Raw genomic sequence first — 18804 nt, 5'->3', positions numbered from 1 at the left:
TTATATGATGGAGGTTAGAAATGGCAAAAACAAAAAGTAAATTAGAGGTCNTGATGCGGCAGATTGGTTCATCTGTGCATTATGTATGTGTACCAGAAGGAAGAGATAAACAGAGTATACAAAAATTCTGCTGCTTCACAAAAGATCTTTATAACTTAGCAAAGTGGTTAAAGAGGTGCAAAGTTACTACAATAGCCATGGAATCAACAGNNTGGATCCCTTTGTTTCAAGTACTTGAGTCATATAGATTTGAGGTAAAATTGGTAAATGCACGATATATTAAGAACGTACCTGGTAGAAAATCCGATGTTCAAGATTGTCAATGTTTACAACAATTACACAGCTATGGATTACTCCATGGGTCGTTTAGACCTGATGATCAAATGTGTGTATTGCATAATTACGCTAGGCAACTTAGCAACCTGATTGAAAATGCATCCTCACATATTCTACGTATGCAAAAAGCGTTAATTCAAATGAACGTTCAATTACACAAAGTCATAAGTGATGTTACTGGAGTGACCGGTATGCAAATTATCAAAGCAATAATTGGAGGTGAAAGGAATTCTGAAAAATTATCAGAATTGAGAGATGTACGGATAAGAAATGATAGATCTACCATGGCAAAAGCGCTAAAAGGCGACTACAGAAAGGAACTCTTATTCGTGTTAAAGCAAGAATTTGAATTGTATAATATTTATCAGAAAAAAATAGCAGAATGCGACAAAAGCATCGAACAATATTACAAAACATTTGAAACAAAATCTGACGAGAATAAGCGATGCAGCAAAATAAAGAATAGGTTTTCAAAAAACAGACCAGACTTTCCTTTACACGAAGAACTGTATAGAGTAACCGGTATTGATTTTACTAAAGTTCCTGGGTTTGATGTGCTAACTATACAAACAATTATCTCAGAATTTGGTTTAAACCACGATAAATGGCCATCAGAGAAGCACTTTACTTCTTGGTTGGGGCTAAGTCCTGCTAATAAAATTACAGGGGAAAAAGTATTTGGGACGAGAANNCAAAGTTATTGCTCGTGCTGCAAATGCTTTTAGGATGGCTGCCCAGTGTGTGTCAAGAAGCAACAGTTGGATTGGTGCATATTGCAGAAGGTTAAAAAAACGACTAGGAGCACCGAAAGCGATTACCGCTACGGCTAGGAAATTGNGTTGCATTTTTTATAGTATGCTAAAGTATGGACAGGAATATGTAGCGAAGGGCATTGATTACTATGAAAAGTTATATAAGGAAAAAATAGTGAAGACTCTCAGAGCATGTCTTCAAACTCAAGAATGAGCTAATTTGTGAAGCATAATAGTGATCATATTAAAAAAGATGTTATTTTTTGAAGTGAGAGGAGAATGCTCATAATCCTTACTCATACGTCTAAAATTGGAGAGCCAAGCAAAGGTTCTCTCAACAATCCAACGTTTAGGAATAACCTGAAATCCTGTATCAACTACTTTCTTGGTAATCGTCAACAAACATCCAGTTTCCAATAAACAGCGGTTTTGCAATTTACCTGTATATCCTTGATCAGCAAAAAACTTACGTAATGTTGGAGCTTTGCATTTGGCTTGAACAAAAAGATTTAGTGCACCATCACGATCTTGAATGCTTGCACTGTGTACTTCAGCAGCAATTACAAGACCTAGAGTATCTACAACGATGTGGCGTTTTCTACCCTTTACTTTCTTGCCAGCATCATATCCTCTGGATCCCCTTTTTGAGTGGTTTTTACTGATTGACTGTCAATTATTCCTACTGATGGAGTTTCATTCTTACCAATTATCTTTCTTAGTTTTTTAACTAGAAAATCATGAATTTCTTGCCATATTCCACTTTTTTTAAACGCGAATTACAACTATACACGGTTTTCCATGGTGGAAAATTCTTAGGTAGTTGTCTCCATTGACAGCCTGTTCTCATCACATACCTTATTGCATCGATAATCGTTCTGATACTGTGTTTTCTTGGTCTGCCGGTCTTTTTAGGTTCAAAATATTGCTCTATCATCTTCCATTCTTTGTCACTTATATCGCTTGGGTACATTTAAAATATATCTTATAACACACTTCTTAACTCCTTTCTACTTAGTTTGAAGACATGCTCTTAGTTTTAGTGAATTTTCTAATCTGCCTATGCAACCCCTCAATAGGATTAAATTAGCCTCCTCAGAATACTTAAAATAGCCGGATCCAATTATTCTGGCACGATTTTACAACCAATGGGTCCCCATTTTTTTTCTAGCTCAAGTAAGTAATTCTCGGCAATTTCTCTGCTTGCAGCACGATATATTTTTTTCAGATCATTCATGAAAACTTTCACATCTTTGCTTGATACATATTTCAGTGAATTCCTTATCTGATGCACTATACATAGCTGTACTTCTGCTTTAGCTATTTATAGCTGCAGGAAAGCTTTTTACACATGCAATCAGAATATCTTCTACTCCTCTTTCTTTGAGGTCATTTAGCACTCCCAACCAAAAGTTAGCTCCTTCACTTTCAGCCAAATAAAAGCCCAAGACTTCTTTTCTTCCATTTTGGTCTATGCCCAATATATTGTACATACATTTACTTACGCAATCTCTTTGACCTTAAAGAACCATAAATACTATCTGATTGCAGTGGCCATTCATTGATTATAGGCAGTAATTTGTCGGTAATACTTCTGCAACCGATATTTTGTGATCATAAATTTCCTCAACGTGTGACGCTATATCTCTATAGCTCATACCACTGGCAAATGTGCTCAAAATCTTCGTTTCCAGCTCTGGTTTGTTTGCCTTTTTTTGACTATTTGTGGTTCCNNTTCTCTATCTCTTGGCGTCAAAAGCTCAAATGACCCTGCACTTGTCCGCAAAGTCTTTCCATTTCTCCCATTTCTTCGATTATTTTCTTCGCTTTCAGCCAACAAGTGATTTTCTATTTCACCTTCCAAACTTGCCTCCAGCAGTCTTTTTATAAATGGTGTTAATNNCCTTCCTGTCAACGGTCTTCCTTCTCGTATAGACGACAGGATATTTGTTCCCAACTCTTTATAATCTACCAATCCGGTAGTTCTGTTTACTACTTTCTGACTCATTGTCAAACCTCCATTTTTTTATATCAATTTATTACTTTTTTTTCGGTTTGACACACTTTTTTGAACATTCCCTGGCTAAATTTGAGATAGCTTCATAAATTTATTGTGCGTTACCTACTATCCGAAGAGCGATGCAACAAAGCCATCCCAGTGTCAGCTACTTGGATGATACCATTTGTTGTAAACTCACTTTTTCTTGATTTTTTGGTTTATCTTGTCTACCTATTTTGCCACTCTGCTGAACGGACACCTTGGTTTTCACTTTTCTTTTAACCTTGCAATGATATTTTCTTTGCCGATAAAAATTAATAATTTAGCGAGCTCTGGTCCTGTTTCTGTTCCTGTTAAAGCTGAACGCAACTGCGTAAATAGGTCTTTTGCCTTTATATCCACTGTTTGTCGAATAGTTTTGACCCATTCTGACAACGTGTTTTCATTACAATCGCCTTGAGGCAATACATTGAACGCAATTTTTATAAGCTCCTTATCAAGAATCACAGACTCTATATCGGATTTGCATATTTTCCACCACTTGGCCACCTCAGAAAACCTTTCTATATTGTTCCTTATAAAATACCAAAACTCTGAGGAGTCAACTCCAATTTGATTTAAACGGTCTTGCACCATTTCAAATGGCATTTGTTGCAGAACTTTGCTATTTAGCTTGTATACTTCACTCAAGCTGAATTGTGCAGATGCTGAGCTAAATTTTTTAATATCAAATGAGTCAATCAAAGATTGCATACAGGCGCAAGCTTCAATTGGATTGGATGTTCCGAGCTTTACTAAATAACTAACTAGCGCCATTGGTTCAGTCTCATTTTCTCTTATGGACTTGATATCCAGCCCGCCTTTCCGTTTCGATATCTTGCTATCATCAAAATGTAGCAGAGGAAGGTGAGCAAATGTAGGGATTTTCGCTTTTAATGCTTTAATCATTTGGATTTGCACTGCTGTATTAGTTACATGATCTTCCCCGCGTACAATATGAGTTACATTAAAGTCAACATCATCGATAGCAGAAGGTAACATGTATGTGTAAATTCCATCTTCTCTTTTTACCACAGGGTCGCTTATGCTACTGGTTGCAATATTTATTTCATCTTTAACTTCATCATTCCATTTAACAACTTCATTTCTATCCAACTTAAATCTGAAATGTGGTCTTCTTCCTTCTTGCTCATAACGAATTTTCTCTTGCTCAGTTAGAAGTAACGCGCTTCTGTCATATACCGGGGGAAGTCCTTGTTTTAACTGCAACTTTCGTTTAATTTCTAACTCTTCTCTTGTTTCATAGCATGCATAAATATGCCCTTCTTTTATTAACTGCAAGAACACCTCGTTATAGCGCTCAAAGCGCTCTGATTGCTTAAAACTTGCATCCCAATCTATGCCAATCCATTTCAAGTCTTCAATGATATCATTTATATATTTGACATCTGAACGCTGAAGGTCAGTATCATCAAAACGAAGTAAAAATTTTCCATTTTGATTACGTGTGTACATCCAACAAACCAGAGCAGTTCGTACATTTCCTACATGGAGATAGCCAGTTGGGCTTGGAGCGAATCTTGTTAGCATTTAAATAGCAATATTGTTTACTCTAATTTATTTTAATTTTATATAAATATACTGCTAAAGCAAGTGTTCCTACTCTTCTTTCTTGGCTGATCCATAGTTAGCGTTAAAGAACTACGGCTTATTGGCATGGAAAAGGCTACTTAAGTATACCGAGCAGGAACCTAGTACAAAAACTCCTGTTGTGATTAAAAATACACTAAATCTTGGTTTGCACATGTTTCATTTTCTGCCATAAGAGACAATAATTTTGCGCTCTCATGGAGACTATTTGCACCAACTTCTAAGAGCATGTCTTCAAACTCAAGAATGAGCTAATTTGTGAAGCATAATAGTGATCATATTAAAAAAGATGTTATTTTTTGAAGTGAGAGGAGAATGCTCATAATCCTTACTCATACGTCTAAAATTGGAGAGCCAAGCAAAGGTTCTCTCAACAATCCAACGTTTAGGAATAACCTGAAATCCTGTATCAACTACTTTCTTGGTAATCGTCAACAAACATCCAGTTTCCAATAAACAGCGGTTTTGCAATTTACCTGTATATCCTTGATCAGCAAAAAACTTACGTAATGTTGGAGCTTTGCATTTGGCTTGAACAAAAAGATTTAGTGCACCATCACGATCTTGAATGCTTGCACTGTGTACTTCAGCAGCAATTACAAGACCTAGAGTATCTACAACGATGTGGCGTTTTCTACCCTTTACTTTCTTGCCAGCATCATATCCTCTGGATCCCCTTTTTGAGTGGTTTTTACTGATTGACTGTCAATTATTCCTACTGATGGAGTTTCATTCTTACCAATTATCTTTCTTAGTTTTTTAACTAGAAAATCATGAATTTCTTGCCATATTCCACTTTTTTTTAAACGCGAATTACAACTATACACGGTTTTCCATGGTGGAAAATTCTTAGGTAGTTGTCTCCATTGACAGCCTGTTCTCATCACATACCTTATTGCATCGATAATCGTTCTGATACTGTGTTTTCTTGGTCTGCCGGTCTTTTTAGGTTCAAAATATTGCTCTATCATCTTCCATTCTTTGTCACTTATATCGCTTGGGTACATTTAAAATATATCTTATAACACACTTCTTAACTCCTTTCTACTTAGTTTGAAGACATGCTCTTAGACTTTCAATTTTTTTTCACTGTATTTTTTGACTGCTTCTTCTATCTGAGTCTTTATTTCTGGCTTCAGCAGATCTGCAACTTCTGGTCCTACATTTTTTACTGCTTTTTCAGCTGCATCTTTAGCTGCATTTGTAGCATTTTCATTAACAGACTCCAATATATTTTTTTCTATTTCCTGAGCTTTTTGGTTAGCTATTGTCTTAGCTTTCTCTTCAGCTGAGTTTAGCATTTTTCCTTCAATTTTGTTTACTTCAGCTTGAGCTGCTTTNNTCTAGCTTCTGCTTTTAAGTCCTCACCCATTTCGGCTATTACTTGACTCGCAGCTTCTTTTGCTGTTTTGCTTATACCCAGAATTTTATCAAACATTCCTGCATGATACACTTGAGAGCTGAAGTTTGATTCGTTAGCCAAATTTTTGTAATTGTGTTTTACCATAATATACTCCTCAATCTAAAAACTATGCTAATATTAATATAAATGTTATATTAATATTAGCATAGTTACTTTTAGAGCAGTAGTATAAATTTATAACGCCTTTAAAAAAGTTCATGACTTAACGACAAGTAGCATTATATTGGTATCATGACTAACTTAGAAAAGATGAGAAAAAAACTACAAGATCAGATTAATTATCATAATGTCTTGTATCATCAAAAAAGTAAGCCAGAGATAAGTGATGCTGAATATGATGAACTGAAGAAAAAGTTAGCTGAAATAGAGCCAGAAATTTATGCAACACAAGATAGTGTTGGTGCTCCACCTGATGAGAGGTTTTCTAAGGTGGAACATCAAGAACCTATGCTTTCCCTTGAGAATGCTTATGATGAACAAGGTGTAGAGAAATTTTTGTCTAAAATAAAGAGGTTTTTAATTGAGGACAAAATAGAGATATTATGTGAACCAAAAATTGATGGATTGTCGTTTTCTGCAATTTATGAGGATGGAAGATTTGTTAAAGCTGCAACTCGAGGTGATGGTTTTGTAGGGGAAGATGTTACTCACAATGTTGCAACAATAAAAGGCTTTCCTAAGTTTTTGCAAGGTGTGCAAGGAAGACTAGAAGTAAGAGGTGAAATATACATCAGTAACAGCGACTTTTTAAAGTTAAATGAAAATGATGAATTTGCCAATCCTCGAAATGCAGCCGCTGGTTCTCTGAAGCAATTGGATGCAAACATTACAGCAAGCAGACCTCTTAGATATTTTGCTTATTCTTTAATTGGTGAAGCAGAGAAAAGTCAAAGTGAAATACTAAATAAGCTTGAGGCACTTGGTTTTTGCGTAAATGAGCATCAGTCCTTAACGAGTAGTTTGGATGGAATGCTGAAGTTCTATAACGAAGTCTATAACTGTCGCTATAACTTAGATTATGATATTGATGGAATAGTCTATAAAGTAAATGATTTGGTACTACAAAATCGTCTAGGGAATACTCACAAAGCACCGCGCTCAGCACTTGCGTACAAGTTTTCTGCAGTTTATGCAAAAACAAAGTTAAATAAGATATTTATACAGGTGGGTAGAACAGGAGTTTTAACTCCAGTTGCAGATTTAGTGCCAGTCAATATTGGTGGGGTGCTAGTTAGTAGAGCAAGTCTGCATAACCAAGATGAGATAAAACGTAAAGACATAAGAGAAGGAGATATTGTAACAATTAAAAGGGCAGGAGATGTAATTCCCCAGATCGTTGAAGTAAGCAGAGATTCTCGTCTTCCAAATACACCTGAATTTGTGTTTCCTGAAGTATGCCCTGAATGTGGTAGTAAAGTACGTCAGGTTGAGGGAGAGGCGGCAGTAAGATGTCCTGAGGAATTTGCCTGTAAAGCTCAAATAATAGAAAAACTAAAGCATTTTGTATCGAAAGATGCATTTGACATTGTTGGCCTTGGTGGTAAGCAGATAGAGTTTTTTTACGACCTTGGTCTGATAAAACAAATCCATGATATTTTTACTTTAGAAGAAAAATTGGATGAATTTAATCTGGAAGAACAGTCTGGTTGGGGCAAGAAATCAATAGCTCATTTATTAAACGCTATACAAAGCAGAAGGGTAATAACTCTAGATAGGTTTATATTTTCTTTAGGTATTAGATTTATTGGCCAAGTTGCAGCAGAATTGCTTGCAGATTATTATGTTTCTTATTATAATTGGTATAATTCGATGATTGAACTGTCATCAGATAATACTGAGCTAGTCAGTATAGACGGCATAGGAAAAAAAGTGGCTGAATCTTTGGAATCATTTTTTTCTAAGGAACATAACATCAAAATGTTAAATGATCTTACTGCTTGTCTTCAAATTCTTCCTGCGAGCTCCAACTCTAGTGACTCTGTTTTAAATAATAAAATTATAGTGTTTACTGGTAAGCTACTTGCTATGAGTAGAGGAGAGGCAAAAGTAAGAGCCAAAACTCTGGGAGCAAAGGTCAGCTCACATCTTTCTGCTAAAACTGACTACCTAATTGCAGGAGAAAAACCAGGATCTAAATATAAAGAGGCAGTGGAATTAGGTGTAGAGATTTTAGATGAAGACCAGTGGCATAAAGTGGTAAATTCGGGAGTGTTCAAATGACACTTGGATCCCAGTGTCCGTATAGCACTTATCTACCAAAACAATGGTCATTTTGCTTGGATGTTTGATATAATAATTAAATTGTAAAGAATACTAGCATGAATGAAGTAATAACATTTGGTTGTCGTCTAAATTTTTACGAGAGTGAGTTAATCAAAGAAGCATTAAAAAAAGCAAAGAGAGAAAATGTTGTTGTGGTGCATAGCTGCGCAGTAACAAACGAAGCAGAACGCCAAGTAAAGCAAAAAATACGTAAGATCTATAAAAATGACCCAAGTAAAGAAATTATCGTTGTTGGTTGTGCTGTTCAGTTGGATCCTGAAGCGTATAGCGATATTCCTGGTGTGAGTAAAGTGCTGGGTAATCAAGATAAGCTAAAAGCTGAAAATTACTTACTAAATGACGATAAAATCTTAGTCAGTGATAACCAAGTAGAACCTGTTCTAATTAATGGATTTGAAGATAAATCAAGGGCGTTTATTGAAATTCAAAATGGTTGTAATCATAGCTGCACATTTTGTTCAATTACTGAGGCAAGAGGGGATAATCGATCTGTGCCAATAAACAATATTGTAGAGCAAATTAGGATCTTTGTAGAAAATGGATATCAAGAAGTAGTGTTTACAGGTGTTGATATTACTGACTTTGGTACAGATTTGTTTGCTAAGCCATCACTTGGTTCAATGATTAGGAGAGTTTTAAAGGATATACCAGAGTTGAAGAGGCTAAGACTTTCCTCTATCGATGTTGCTGAAGTTGACGATGAATTAATGGATTTAATAACTAATGAGTCAAGACTTATGCCTCATTTACATTTGAGTCTACAATCTGGTAATAATTTAATACTAAAGAGAATGAAGCGTCGTCACAACAGAGAACAAGTGATAGAATTTTGTCATAAAATGAAGAGCTTGAGGCCTAATATAGCATTTGGCGCTGATATTATTGCTGGATTTCCAACAGAAACTAATGAAATGTTTCAGGATACAGTTGATTTACTGAAAAAAACAAATATAGTTTACCTACATGCTTTTCCATATTCAGAGCGGAAGAATACACCTGCTGCACGAATGCCACAAATATCAGAGGATGTGCGTAAAGAACGAGTAAAAAATTTAAGAGAAATAAATAAGGAAATGATGAGCAATTTTTATCAATCTTTGATAGGCACTGAACAAAGTGTTCTGGTTGAGCAAAATCATATCGGTAGAACAGAAAATTTTGCATTAGTAAAGCTTGAATCAAAAGCTCAAGCCAAGAGTATTGTGAAAGTTAATGTTAAAGGAGTGGAAAATAATTATCTAATCGGAAGTATCTTACCTTAATTTTTTGTACATTAAAGAAATATATGATATAGTAGTTATACTATAAATGATAATTATGGGTTCATTTGTGATAACTAAAATATCTATTGCTTTATTTTTAATTTTCATTCCATGTGTCTATTTTTTTATTACTTATATTAGTAATAGTACACACATTGAGCAAGTACAACCCTTAAAATTAGAAACAGACAATGATGAAAGTGTAATACGTTCTGAAGAGGTTACTGAAAAAGAAATACTAATAAATGATTTAAAATATCAAGAACTTGAAAGTAGTCCTATTAAGCAACCTTCTATTCTCCAAGTCGCTGATCAGAAAAATATGTGGTCACGTATTGCAGATCAAGCTGAGCCTACAAAAGAAAAATCAAAAAAACTTGATTTTTATGTTAGCGCTAACGGTGGTAAGGTATACCATGATAATTCAGAAACATTTGTAAAGGGTATAAAGGCAATAGGGGAGAGAGTCCTAACTTTAGTTGAAAGTCATTATGGTTTTATAATAAAAAATATAGTGGCAAATGAAATTAAAAATATACAGCAATTTGATGGTAAAATTGATTTCCAGTGGCTTAACAGCATATCTTTAGGTTACTATGCTGGAGAAAATGGCCGAGTTGATTTTGAAACCATGTATTCTATAGCCAATATTGAAGATAGTAATTCTCCTCCGATATTTGATAAATCAGCAAGCGTGTTTGCATTTTTATTAAACCTTTATTATAACCCCAACATTCAAAATACGCAATTTGCTCCGTACATTGGTCTTGGTATAGGACCAACAGTTTTGAGATTAAAAAAGATTAATGGGTCACCCCAAAATTCAATGCCACTGAATGTTCCTTGGTTTGCTTATCAAATAAAGCTTGGTATTGATTATTCAATAATCCCAGAAGTCAAAACCTTTCTCGGCTATCGTTACTTTAGCATTCCGATACCTGTTGCAGATGACATATTTACTCACAATATTGAAATTGGTTTGATATTTAATTTTTAGTAATTATTCAACATATACATAAATTTTTATCTTTTCTGTCTAGCAAACCAAAAGTTGGTACTATTGTTGCTTTTAAAAAGATGACGGTTTCTACTGTTCTAATGTTATTCGCTAGCCTTTTTGACTTCTGATGCAATAAGCTTTGCTTATCTTCTCTATGCTCTATAAGCCCACCGATTACCATAATTTCACCGCTCTTAATTTTTAACATAGAGTTCATTTCTCTGATTTCAACAATTGGAATGTCGCTATTTAATTTCATTCTATTCTGCTGTGCGACGTACTCTATATCTGGATCTTTAGTGTAGCCGTTAATTCTTGATAAAGTTGGATGTATATCCATGAATATTTCACTAGTATCAATGTTAATGCTTGGGTGAATTATTAGCACAACACCTATTGGAACGCTATTCATCTTGGTAATTAAGGTCTGATTAGAGTTTCTAGTATCTTTTTGTATATCGGAAGTAAAATAAATATGGTTTTTGGTAAATGAAATCATCGCTTGCTGATTATTTATAGCATGTACTCTAGGACTTGAAATTACAGTTGAAGTGCCAAATTTGTCTAAATTTTTTACTAAGTTCACTAAATCACTAGCACCAAAGCTCATTGCTAGATTAATGATGGAATTATCGTGATCCATTGTAGATTTGGCTCCATCATGTAGATCATTTAAGTTTATACCAGAAAGATATTTGTCATCTAACACAACTTCAACTATTTTTGCCTCTATCATTACTTGAGAAGACGCTAATTTCTTAACCTTATTAATATATTCTTCAACAGCTTTATGGATATCTTTTCTAGCATTCAAAATAATAACACCAGCTTCTCTGTTGGATGAAAGGAATTCGCCATCATCCACCCCGTTAACATCGATTATTGCATTCAAGCCTTTTTCTAATGAATTCCATAAGTCACTACTGTATTGAGACTTCATAACATTGTTATAGTCCCTATCAACGTTACTTCCATCACTGTTAGTAATATTGTTACTAATGACGAAACTGCTTTGAGCAGAATGTTGAATATTAATGAAGTCTACGTAATAATTTTGCGCGTATGGCAAGTCCTGCTCAATTCTAATTACACCATTACTTGTTGAGTAACGCAATTTGGCGCTGTTGGCTATACTCTGCATTACTTCGTTTATATTCTTATCTTTTAGCTTTAAAATAATATTACTTGATATTTTGGGATCTATGTCCAAGTTAACGTCAGAAAGTTTTCCTATCTCAATCAGCAAATCTTTTACTGATACTTCTTCACTAACATTAATAGAAATAAGCTGATTACTGATTGTAAGATCGGGAAACTCTACTGGTAAAGGTATAATTTCTGGTATTGCCGGTTCATTAATCTCCAAAGAGGTGTTGTATTGCTGCAACGAATAATCGTGTTCACCTATATCATGATGATCTTCGTTGCCTATATTAGTGAGATGTTGCTTAGTAGGCAGGTGTGTGCAAGAAATAATAAAAAGGAGCATTAAGCATTTAAAAATAGCCATTAGAATAGCATACGAAATCTATACTAATAGATTTCTATAAAAATATTAAAAATGTATTTAATTTCGTTTTCATCGAGCAGATAATTGTCATATATTAGCTTGACCTACACTGGCTATAGCTAAACTGACTTAGATTTACCGACAACCGTCATTCCGCTACTAGTTAGCACCGCGGCAGTATGACGCGGAGAAACCTTGCTTGGGTTAGCTATATATGTTTTTTGCACACTCTATCTTGTACTTAAATGTAGATCAGCATAGCCTTAGTTTTTTTATATATTTTACTTCTTTCTCTGTATTTAATAATAGGCTTGAAGATAAATGGTAAGCCTATAATTGTTAAGCTTAGAGCTAGGGTTGAAAGTATACAACAGGCTTTGTGTTTACTATGTAGCTCTTTCAGGTAAAGCATCAAAAATCTACAAAATTTTTTGTAATTTTCTTCGATGTTNTTNTTGCTATGAGCCTTGCTAATGAATATATCTATCGCGGTATGACCGTTATTACACTTAATGTTAAGAGCATGTCTTCAAACTCAAGAATGAGCTAATTTGTGAAGCATAATAGTGATCATATTAAAAAAGATGTTATTTTTTGAAGTGAGAGGAGAATGCTCATAATCCTTACTCATACGTCTAAAATTGGAGAGCCAAGCAAAGGTTCTCTCAACAATCCAACGTTTAGGAATAACCTGAAATCCTGTATCAACTACTTTCTTGGTAATCGTCAACAAACATCCAGTTTCCAATAAACAGCGGTTTTGCAATTTACCTGTATATCCTTGATCAGCAAAAAACTTACGTAATGTTGGAGCTTTGCATTTGGCTTGAACAAAAAGATTTAGTGCACCATCACGATCTTGAATGCTTGCACTGTGTACTTCAGCAGCAATTACAAGACCTAGAGTATCTACAACGATGTGGCGTTTTCTACCCTTTACTTTCTTGCCAGCATCATATCCTCTGGATCCCCTTTTTGAGTGGTTTTTACTGATTGACTGTCAATTATTCCTACTGATGGAGTTTCATTCTTACCAATTATCTTTCTTAGTTTTTTAACTAGAAAATCATGAATTTCTTGCCATATTCCACTTTTTTTTAAACGCGAATTACAACTATACACGGTTTTCCATGGTGGAAAATTCTTAGGTAGTTGTCTCCATTGACAGCCTGTTCTCATCACATACCTTATTGCATCGATAATCGTTCTGATACTGTGTTTTCTTGGTCTGCCGGTCTTTTTAGGTTCAAAATATTGCTCTATCATCTTCCATTCTTTGTCACTTATATCGCTTGGGTACATTTAAAATATATCTTATAACACACTTCTTAACTCCTTTCTACTTAGTTTGAAGACATGCTCTAAGGTCTGCACCTTTTTCTGTTAACAGCTGAGCTATATCAAAATAATCCTTTTGAACAGCAAGATGTAGAGGTGCAAAACCTTGTTGCTCATAAATGTTCATATTGGCTCTAACTTCCAATAACATTTTCACAATTTTTGTATGGCCTTTTTTAACTGCCAGTAGCAAGGGAGTTCTGTCACATTTAGTAACAGCATTAATGTTTACCTTAAGCTTCAATAAGAGCTTAACTGTTTTAGTGTTACCATTATGGCTAGCTTTATGCAGCCTGGCGTTGCCATTAAAATCTTGATCATTTGCATCTATTCCTTTTTATACAAGAAATGTTACCATTTTTCTATTATTATGCTCAATAGCGCAATCTAATGCATCAAAATCATGATTATTTTTTGTGCAAATAAACTCTTTAAATTTAGCTTTTGCTTGCTGTTTTTTTGCAATAAACTTTACTATTTGCATTTTGTTGTTATATCAACTATGTTTTTTTTAAATTTTTTGAATTTAGTTTTATTACAACTCTTGTTTATAATTTTGTATTTTTATTCAATGAGAAAATGCATTTTTGACAATAAACACCCTAATTTATCATAGAAAAATTTTATATCAAACAACAGTTACTGCTTAGATTTTATGGTTTGTGCTTTAAGTCTGTGTGGACGCACATACTCGTTAACTTATTTTCTATGCAGATTTTTTAATTCATATTAACTGCTTCTTTAAGCCTGGCATTAGCAATAACCATAATTTTACGCATTAGAGCTNNTACCATCTTCTTCTTATCACTTTCAATGAGCTTGGAATAAAAGGCACCAAGTGCAGATTTGNNAGCAGCCATTGCAGCCGTTNNAGTACGAACATTGCTTCTACCGCCTGTTATTCTTCGATAACCAATAGCTTTTCCACTTTCTTTTGGATGCNNGCCAGCAAGACTTGCTACTTCTCTTCTGTTTAAGTAGCCAAGCTCCGGCATCAGACACACAAAATCTTGAGATAACTTTGCTGGCACTGTTCTCAGAATTTTTTGGCGCTTCTATAACTCTAGATTTTTATCAATGATTTTTTGTATGGCATTATTGAGCTTATTTATCTGACTGTTAAAAAAATCAATGGTTTTTTGGCAACTTTTTTTGTATAGTCATTTTCAGAACCTACATTTCTCTTGGGCTCTCATTTGTGTAACGACGTTGACAAACAAAGTTGATTGTTCTTTAGAAGTAGGGAGAAAGAGTTCTATGACGCATACTGAGCAAGAGCCATTACATCTAGACTTTGCTAAAGTTCTGTGAGACAAGATAAAGCTTTTGNNGGCAGCGATATTCTTGTCAATAAGAAAATGCGATAAACCAATTNNTCCTGTATTTTCTAAAGTTACTAAAGAATTAGGTAAGATATCTGAAAACTTTTTAAACAATTGTTGCCAACCAGAAGCATTATTATCAAATTCGACAACACTCTTCTGTGTGTGAACCGCAACAACATTTTTAAATTTTCCGATGTCAATACCAATAAAGTTTTGATAAGATGTAACCATATTAATAACCTCGATAGTTTATTGATTTAGGATTGTAAATGGGTTCATACATATCTCCCATGCAGCTATTCAAACGTATCGAGGGATAGCCTTGATATAAACGGTTGTCAACGCCGTGTTGGTCGCACACGCCCGCTATTCCTATAGTGAGTAGAGTTATCTTCCCTCTTACTTCATTTATATCATATTTTTAACTTACAATCTTCCCTCTTGTTTCTTTTATAACATATTTTTAACTTACTACCGCCGCGGTATCTCGTTGTAGATTCCGCTATAGCTGTACGAACATTCATTTTTGAAGGTAAATTGCACAGCAAATGGTGTCATTCCAGTGTTTGGCACTGGAATCTAGTCTTTATTATGCAGCCACTTATTTAAAGTTAAGTTTCCTGGATCCCAGTGTCAAGCTACTCGGATGACAAGAAGAGAGCACTGGGATAATGAGAAGNAGGGCACTGGCATGACATCATCCTTTTTTCTGGATCCAAGTAGTCTGGGCACTGCCTTTGTGTTTGAAGCAAAACCTGCTATAACATTTAACACACTGCTTTCACAAACGAATGTTCGTACAGTTGTTTAACAAGCAGCGGAATACCAAATTGTAGAAGTTGCTTTAGCCTTCCTAACCTTCCCTTCAAAGTAGTCTATTTTATAGATTTTTTTACCATACTTGATTTCAAGCCACGAATAAAATCTTCAATACTACAAGGATTTCTCCCTTCCATTTGTACAACTTTAGGAATTAAAGTGCCACCTTTTAAACTTATGTGCATGTTATCATTAACGATCTCACCTTGTTCTGAAGCAAAAGCTTCAAAGTCAGCATCAAGTATCCTGATACGTTTATTATCTATCTTGATGAACGCTTTTGGGTAAAACGCTTTAACCTTTCTATAACCAACTTCACAAGCATCACTTGCATAAATTTTATAGTCTTCCACTTTGTCAGCGTAACATGCATCATTATCGTTCTGTTTTAAGGGAACCTGTTTTTCAATTTCGTTTAGCACTTTCAGCAGTAAATCACTGCCTAGCTTAGATAATTTATCATGCAATGTCTTGTAATTATCGTTCTTTTCGATAAGAAATTTTTCCTGTTTTAAAATAGGGCCGGAATCTAATCTTTCATCCAATTGCATAATGCTAACCCCGGTTTCTTGATCTCCTGCTAAAATTGTGTGCTGTATCGGAGCTGCACCACGCCACCTTGGTAGTAATGAAGGATGAATATTAATACAACCATATTTTGGAATATTCAAAATTTCTCTTGGGAGTATCAATCCATACGCAGCTACAACTGCAACGTCTGGTTTGAAATTTCTAAATTTTTCTTGCTCTGCTGAAAACTTTAGAGAGATAGGAGTACATACCTCTATGTTATTTTCTTCAGCGATAACATGTACTGGAGATTTCTTTGGCTTCTGTCCACGCCCCGAAGGTTTTGGAGCCTTGGTGTATACTGCTACTATTTCATTCTGTGATTTCAATAGTAAGTTTAGTGTACTAACAGCGAATTCCGGTGATCCCATGAAAATAATTCTCATGGTATCTTTGCTTTAAGAATTCTCTGCTAATTTACCGCTTACAGCTTCTACTAATTTAGCAAAATCATCCTTATAATTAACGGCCATCTCAGCCAAAATTTTTCTATTTAAATCAATTCCAGCAAGTGTAAGACCATGCATAAACCTACCATAAGTAAGCCCATGCTCTCTTACTGCTGCATTAATACGTATTATCCATAAACCACGAAAATCACGTTTACGATTTCTTCTGTCTCTATAAGCATATTGCAGTGCTTTTTCAACTCTTTGTAATGCAATTCTATAACAACTTTTTGCGCGCCCTCTATAACCCTTTGCCAGTTTCAATATTTTTTTATGACGAGCGTGAGTAGTGACTCCACGTTTTACCCGAGCCATTTTATTTTACCTCCATTTTGTTAAATACCATAAGGCATATAAAGCTTAACTATACGCGAGTCAGATTTACCAAGAATCGTTGTACCGCGCTGATTACGAATATTAGATTTACTTCTCTTTATCATGCCATGCCTTTTGCCTGACTGAGTAGAAATGACTTTACCCTTAGCTGTAAGGTGAAAGCGCTTTTTAACAGAAGATTTGGTTTTTAATTTTATTTTCTTCATATTCTAAACAAATTTACAAACACTACTATTGAGTTCTTTAATAGTAATTAAGTAGTAGTATAAATAATTTTGTTAAAGAATCAAATTAAAATTGTATATCAAAGGAGCTTAAATGTAATTACACCCAATATGTGTGTTATACCTTCTTTATTCCCAAGTGGCAACAATACTTGCCTCATTTTAACACTTTCACTTTCTTCCTCTTCGTTGATTGGACATTTACTCTCTATTACAGTATCAAGTTTATCAATAACTGCATCTATTTTATATAGCCGCAAAAATGGTGCATCAATTGCATACTTATTATCAATGCGCATCTTTTTCTCAAAACCATAGAATTCAACGGCCTTTTCTCCTGCATTTTCGCAAATATAACCTTGATCTTTGACTTCAATGATAAAACAATGCTGCCACGACTCCATTATTTCTGCAGTGTCTATTTCATGCCTTTCTGGCCAATCTCTGTCTGATCCTTTTATATCACTCCAGTGTTGGGTTACCACATTTGCTATTCTTTTTTCTTTGCCTACATAAATTTCCATTCCAATTTCCACATATAAAACACAGATATGAGGTGAATTTATCGTGAATATATTGATTTTTTCTTACCACAAGGTGCATGTTACTAGAAGTTCTCATACCAATTCCTATTCATATAATAAACAATATGGGAAACAAGATTATACAAGGTAAATATAGCTAGTTGGTTTAGGGTAGCATTAACACCAAAATTATTAAATGAAAAAGTTGTGGATTTAGTAAAGGAAATATTAAAACAGGATATACAATTCTATTGATTTATTAAAGAATCCTGTATGTGAATTTTGGGGATGTTTAAAAAACATCCCCTAGTTTGGACAAGCGCTAATACCCGGTGCTAATTCGAGAAGATAGATGCTCTACTGATGTAGGATTGCTTACTCTGCTGAGCAAAGATTCTCTTTCTTCTGTTTCTGGTGTAGCTCTGGAATGCTCAAGTTGAGTTTGCTCAGAAAGGCTCTCCGCCTCACTATTGCTTTTCTGTGCTTTTTCAACATCGTAGCTACCTTCCCTATTTTTTCTGTGCCATATCAAATATCCTAATCCTCCAACAGCCCCTAAAACTAACATTCCCAATATACCACCAGCAATCCCTGCTATTCCTATATATTGTCCTCCATTTATTTCCGGTAATTTAGGCCCTTCCACATCCGTACTATTAAATATAGGATATTCTAATACTTCTTTTGAATTGTGATCAAAACGGGAAACACTACTTATATTTTCAGGTGTAATTCCATCACTAGCATTTGATTTTTTTATTTCATCCATTACTTTGTCAATCTTCTCAGCAGTTGCTTTGCTTGATGCAAAATCGAATTCTTGTTTTGTTAAAGGAGCTGATTCTATAGTTACATATTCGCTATCTTCTTGCGCCTCATGGTCAACTCCTTCAGTAGTAAATCCTCCCAATTGGTTAATTTGCATATTTTCATCAATTATCTCTTTCAGCTCTTGTGAACTAGTTGTTATTTCCTTATCCCAAAGATTTTTTAGATATGCTTTGTCA

At 34.7% G+C, this 18804-nt stretch carries 20 protein-coding genes and 4 pseudogenes; 4 read left to right on the top strand and 20 right to left on the bottom strand.

Annotated features, from left to right (window positions below; translation table 11 throughout):
• Positions 1 to 20: 20 nt before the first annotated feature.
• Positions 21 to 1302, top strand: a pseudogene (locus tag NOX90_RS01230) (IS110 family transposase).
• Here NOX90_RS01230 and NOX90_RS01225 read toward each other — a convergent pair.
• The 8 genes and pseudogenes from NOX90_RS01225 to NOX90_RS01190 all read right to left on the bottom strand — a co-directional run bounded on the left by NOX90_RS01225 (position 1293) and on the right by NOX90_RS01190 (position 6035).
• Positions 1293 to 1751, bottom strand: a complete 459-nt coding sequence (locus NOX90_RS01225) for a transposase (RefSeq protein WP_375604575.1) — start codon at positions 1749 to 1751, stop codon at positions 1293 to 1295. The pseudogene NOX90_RS01230 and the gene NOX90_RS01225 sit on opposite strands and share 10 nt — an antisense overlap.
• A gap of 64 nt (positions 1752 to 1815) precedes the next feature.
• Positions 1816 to 2058 (bottom strand): transposase, encoded by a 243-nt coding sequence (locus tag NOX90_RS01220; RefSeq protein WP_375603621.1) that lies wholly within the window; start codon positions 2056 to 2058, stop codon positions 1816 to 1818.
• A 150-nt stretch (positions 2059 to 2208) separates the two neighbouring features.
• Positions 2209 to 2379 (bottom strand): transposase, encoded by a 171-nt coding sequence (locus tag NOX90_RS01215; RefSeq protein ID WP_375604232.1) that lies wholly within the window; start codon positions 2377 to 2379, stop codon positions 2209 to 2211.
• 22 nt (positions 2380 to 2401) lie between these two features.
• Positions 2402 to 3093: pseudogene (locus tag NOX90_RS01210) on the bottom strand (transposase).
• A gap of 258 nt (positions 3094 to 3351) precedes the next feature.
• Positions 3352 to 4674, bottom strand: coding sequence for a glutamate--tRNA ligase (gene gltX / locus NOX90_RS01205; protein WP_375604231.1), 1323 nt, complete (start codon positions 4672 to 4674; stop codon positions 3352 to 3354).
• Positions 4675 to 4974: 300 nt separating this feature from the next.
• Positions 4975 to 5358, bottom strand: a complete 384-nt coding sequence (locus NOX90_RS01200) for a transposase (protein ID WP_375604573.1) — start codon at positions 5356 to 5358, stop codon at positions 4975 to 4977.
• Between the two features lie 17 nt (positions 5359 to 5375).
• On the bottom strand, positions 5376 to 5741 hold the full coding sequence (locus tag NOX90_RS01195) for a transposase (RefSeq protein WP_375603639.1): 366 nt from the start codon (positions 5739 to 5741) through the stop codon (positions 5376 to 5378).
• A gap of 60 nt (positions 5742 to 5801) precedes the next feature.
• Positions 5802 to 6035 carry a hypothetical protein gene (locus NOX90_RS01190; RefSeq protein ID WP_375604230.1) on the bottom strand — a complete coding sequence of 78 codons (234 nt, stop codon included), beginning with the start codon at positions 6033 to 6035 and terminating at the stop codon, positions 5802 to 5804.
• A 353-nt stretch (positions 6036 to 6388) separates the two neighbouring features.
• On the opposite strand from NOX90_RS01190, the gene ligA reads away from it, so the two are divergent.
• The 3 genes from ligA to NOX90_RS01175 all read left to right on the top strand — a co-directional run bounded on the left by ligA (position 6389) and on the right by NOX90_RS01175 (position 10699).
• Complete coding sequence (ligA, locus tag NOX90_RS01185) at positions 6389 to 8377, top strand: NAD-dependent DNA ligase LigA (RefSeq protein ID WP_375604229.1); 1989 nt, start codon at positions 6389 to 6391, stop codon at positions 8375 to 8377.
• Between the two features lie 98 nt (positions 8378 to 8475).
• Complete coding sequence (gene mtaB / locus NOX90_RS01180; RefSeq protein ID WP_375604228.1) at positions 8476 to 9702, top strand: tRNA (N(6)-L-threonylcarbamoyladenosine(37)-C(2))-methylthiotransferase MtaB; 1227 nt, start codon at positions 8476 to 8478, stop codon at positions 9700 to 9702.
• A gap of 67 nt (positions 9703 to 9769) precedes the next feature.
• On the top strand, positions 9770 to 10699 hold the full coding sequence (locus NOX90_RS01175; RefSeq protein WP_375604574.1) for an outer membrane protein: 930 nt from the start codon (positions 9770 to 9772) through the stop codon (positions 10697 to 10699).
• 7 nt (positions 10700 to 10706) lie between these two features.
• Here NOX90_RS01175 and NOX90_RS01170 read toward each other — a convergent pair whose 3' ends face one another.
• The 12 genes and pseudogenes from NOX90_RS01170 to NOX90_RS01115 form a co-directional block, all read right to left on the bottom strand.
• Positions 10707 to 12212 carry a type II secretion system protein GspD gene (locus NOX90_RS01170; RefSeq protein ID WP_375604227.1) on the bottom strand — a complete coding sequence of 502 codons (1506 nt, stop codon included), beginning with the start codon at positions 12210 to 12212 and terminating at the stop codon, positions 10707 to 10709.
• Between the two features lie 241 nt (positions 12213 to 12453).
• Positions 12454 to 12705, bottom strand: a pseudogene (locus NOX90_RS01165) (ankyrin repeat domain-containing protein); the annotation flags it as partial.
• 42 nt (positions 12706 to 12747) lie between these two features.
• The gene (locus NOX90_RS01160) at positions 12748 to 13131 is read right to left on the bottom strand and encodes a transposase (protein WP_375604573.1); all 384 of its coding nucleotides are present in this window, start codon (positions 13129 to 13131) and stop codon (positions 12748 to 12750) included.
• 17 nt (positions 13132 to 13148) lie between these two features.
• On the bottom strand, positions 13149 to 13514 hold the full coding sequence (locus tag NOX90_RS01155; protein ID WP_375603639.1) for a transposase: 366 nt from the start codon (positions 13512 to 13514) through the stop codon (positions 13149 to 13151).
• 37 nt (positions 13515 to 13551) lie between these two features.
• Entirely contained in the window at positions 13552 to 13881 is a 330-nt protein-coding gene (locus tag NOX90_RS01150) for an ankyrin repeat domain-containing protein (RefSeq protein WP_375604572.1), read from the bottom strand.
• A 6-nt stretch (positions 13882 to 13887) separates the two neighbouring features.
• Positions 13888 to 14034, bottom strand: coding sequence for a hypothetical protein (locus tag NOX90_RS01145; RefSeq protein WP_375604226.1), 147 nt, complete (start codon positions 14032 to 14034; stop codon positions 13888 to 13890).
• 235 nt (positions 14035 to 14269) lie between these two features.
• Positions 14270 to 15106, bottom strand: a pseudogene (locus NOX90_RS01140) (IS110 family transposase).
• 644 nt (positions 15107 to 15750) lie between these two features.
• On the bottom strand, positions 15751 to 16650 hold the full coding sequence (gene fmt / locus NOX90_RS01135; RefSeq protein WP_375604225.1) for a methionyl-tRNA formyltransferase: 900 nt from the start codon (positions 16648 to 16650) through the stop codon (positions 15751 to 15753).
• Positions 16651 to 16662: 12 nt separating this feature from the next.
• The gene (gene rplT / locus NOX90_RS01130; RefSeq protein ID WP_015589254.1) at positions 16663 to 17028 is read right to left on the bottom strand and encodes a 50S ribosomal protein L20; all 366 of its coding nucleotides are present in this window, start codon (positions 17026 to 17028) and stop codon (positions 16663 to 16665) included.
• A gap of 20 nt (positions 17029 to 17048) precedes the next feature.
• The gene (gene rpmI / locus NOX90_RS01125; RefSeq protein WP_265034920.1) at positions 17049 to 17255 is read right to left on the bottom strand and encodes a 50S ribosomal protein L35; all 207 of its coding nucleotides are present in this window, start codon (positions 17253 to 17255) and stop codon (positions 17049 to 17051) included.
• A gap of 98 nt (positions 17256 to 17353) precedes the next feature.
• On the bottom strand, positions 17354 to 17797 hold the full coding sequence (locus NOX90_RS01120) for a PAS domain-containing protein (protein ID WP_320109932.1): 444 nt from the start codon (positions 17795 to 17797) through the stop codon (positions 17354 to 17356).
• A 322-nt stretch (positions 17798 to 18119) separates the two neighbouring features.
• On the bottom strand, positions 18120 to 18722 hold the full coding sequence (locus NOX90_RS01115) for a hypothetical protein (RefSeq protein WP_375604224.1): 603 nt from the start codon (positions 18720 to 18722) through the stop codon (positions 18120 to 18122).
• Positions 18723 to 18804: the final 82 nt, after the last annotated feature.

Origin of the sequence: Wolbachia endosymbiont of Anurida maritima (genome assembly GCF_042182995.1) — a bacterium.
Classification (GTDB): domain Bacteria; phylum Pseudomonadota; class Alphaproteobacteria; order Rickettsiales; family Anaplasmataceae; genus Wolbachia.
Note: the sequence above shows the minus strand (reverse complement) of the source record. Positions and strands in the feature narration are given on the sequence as shown.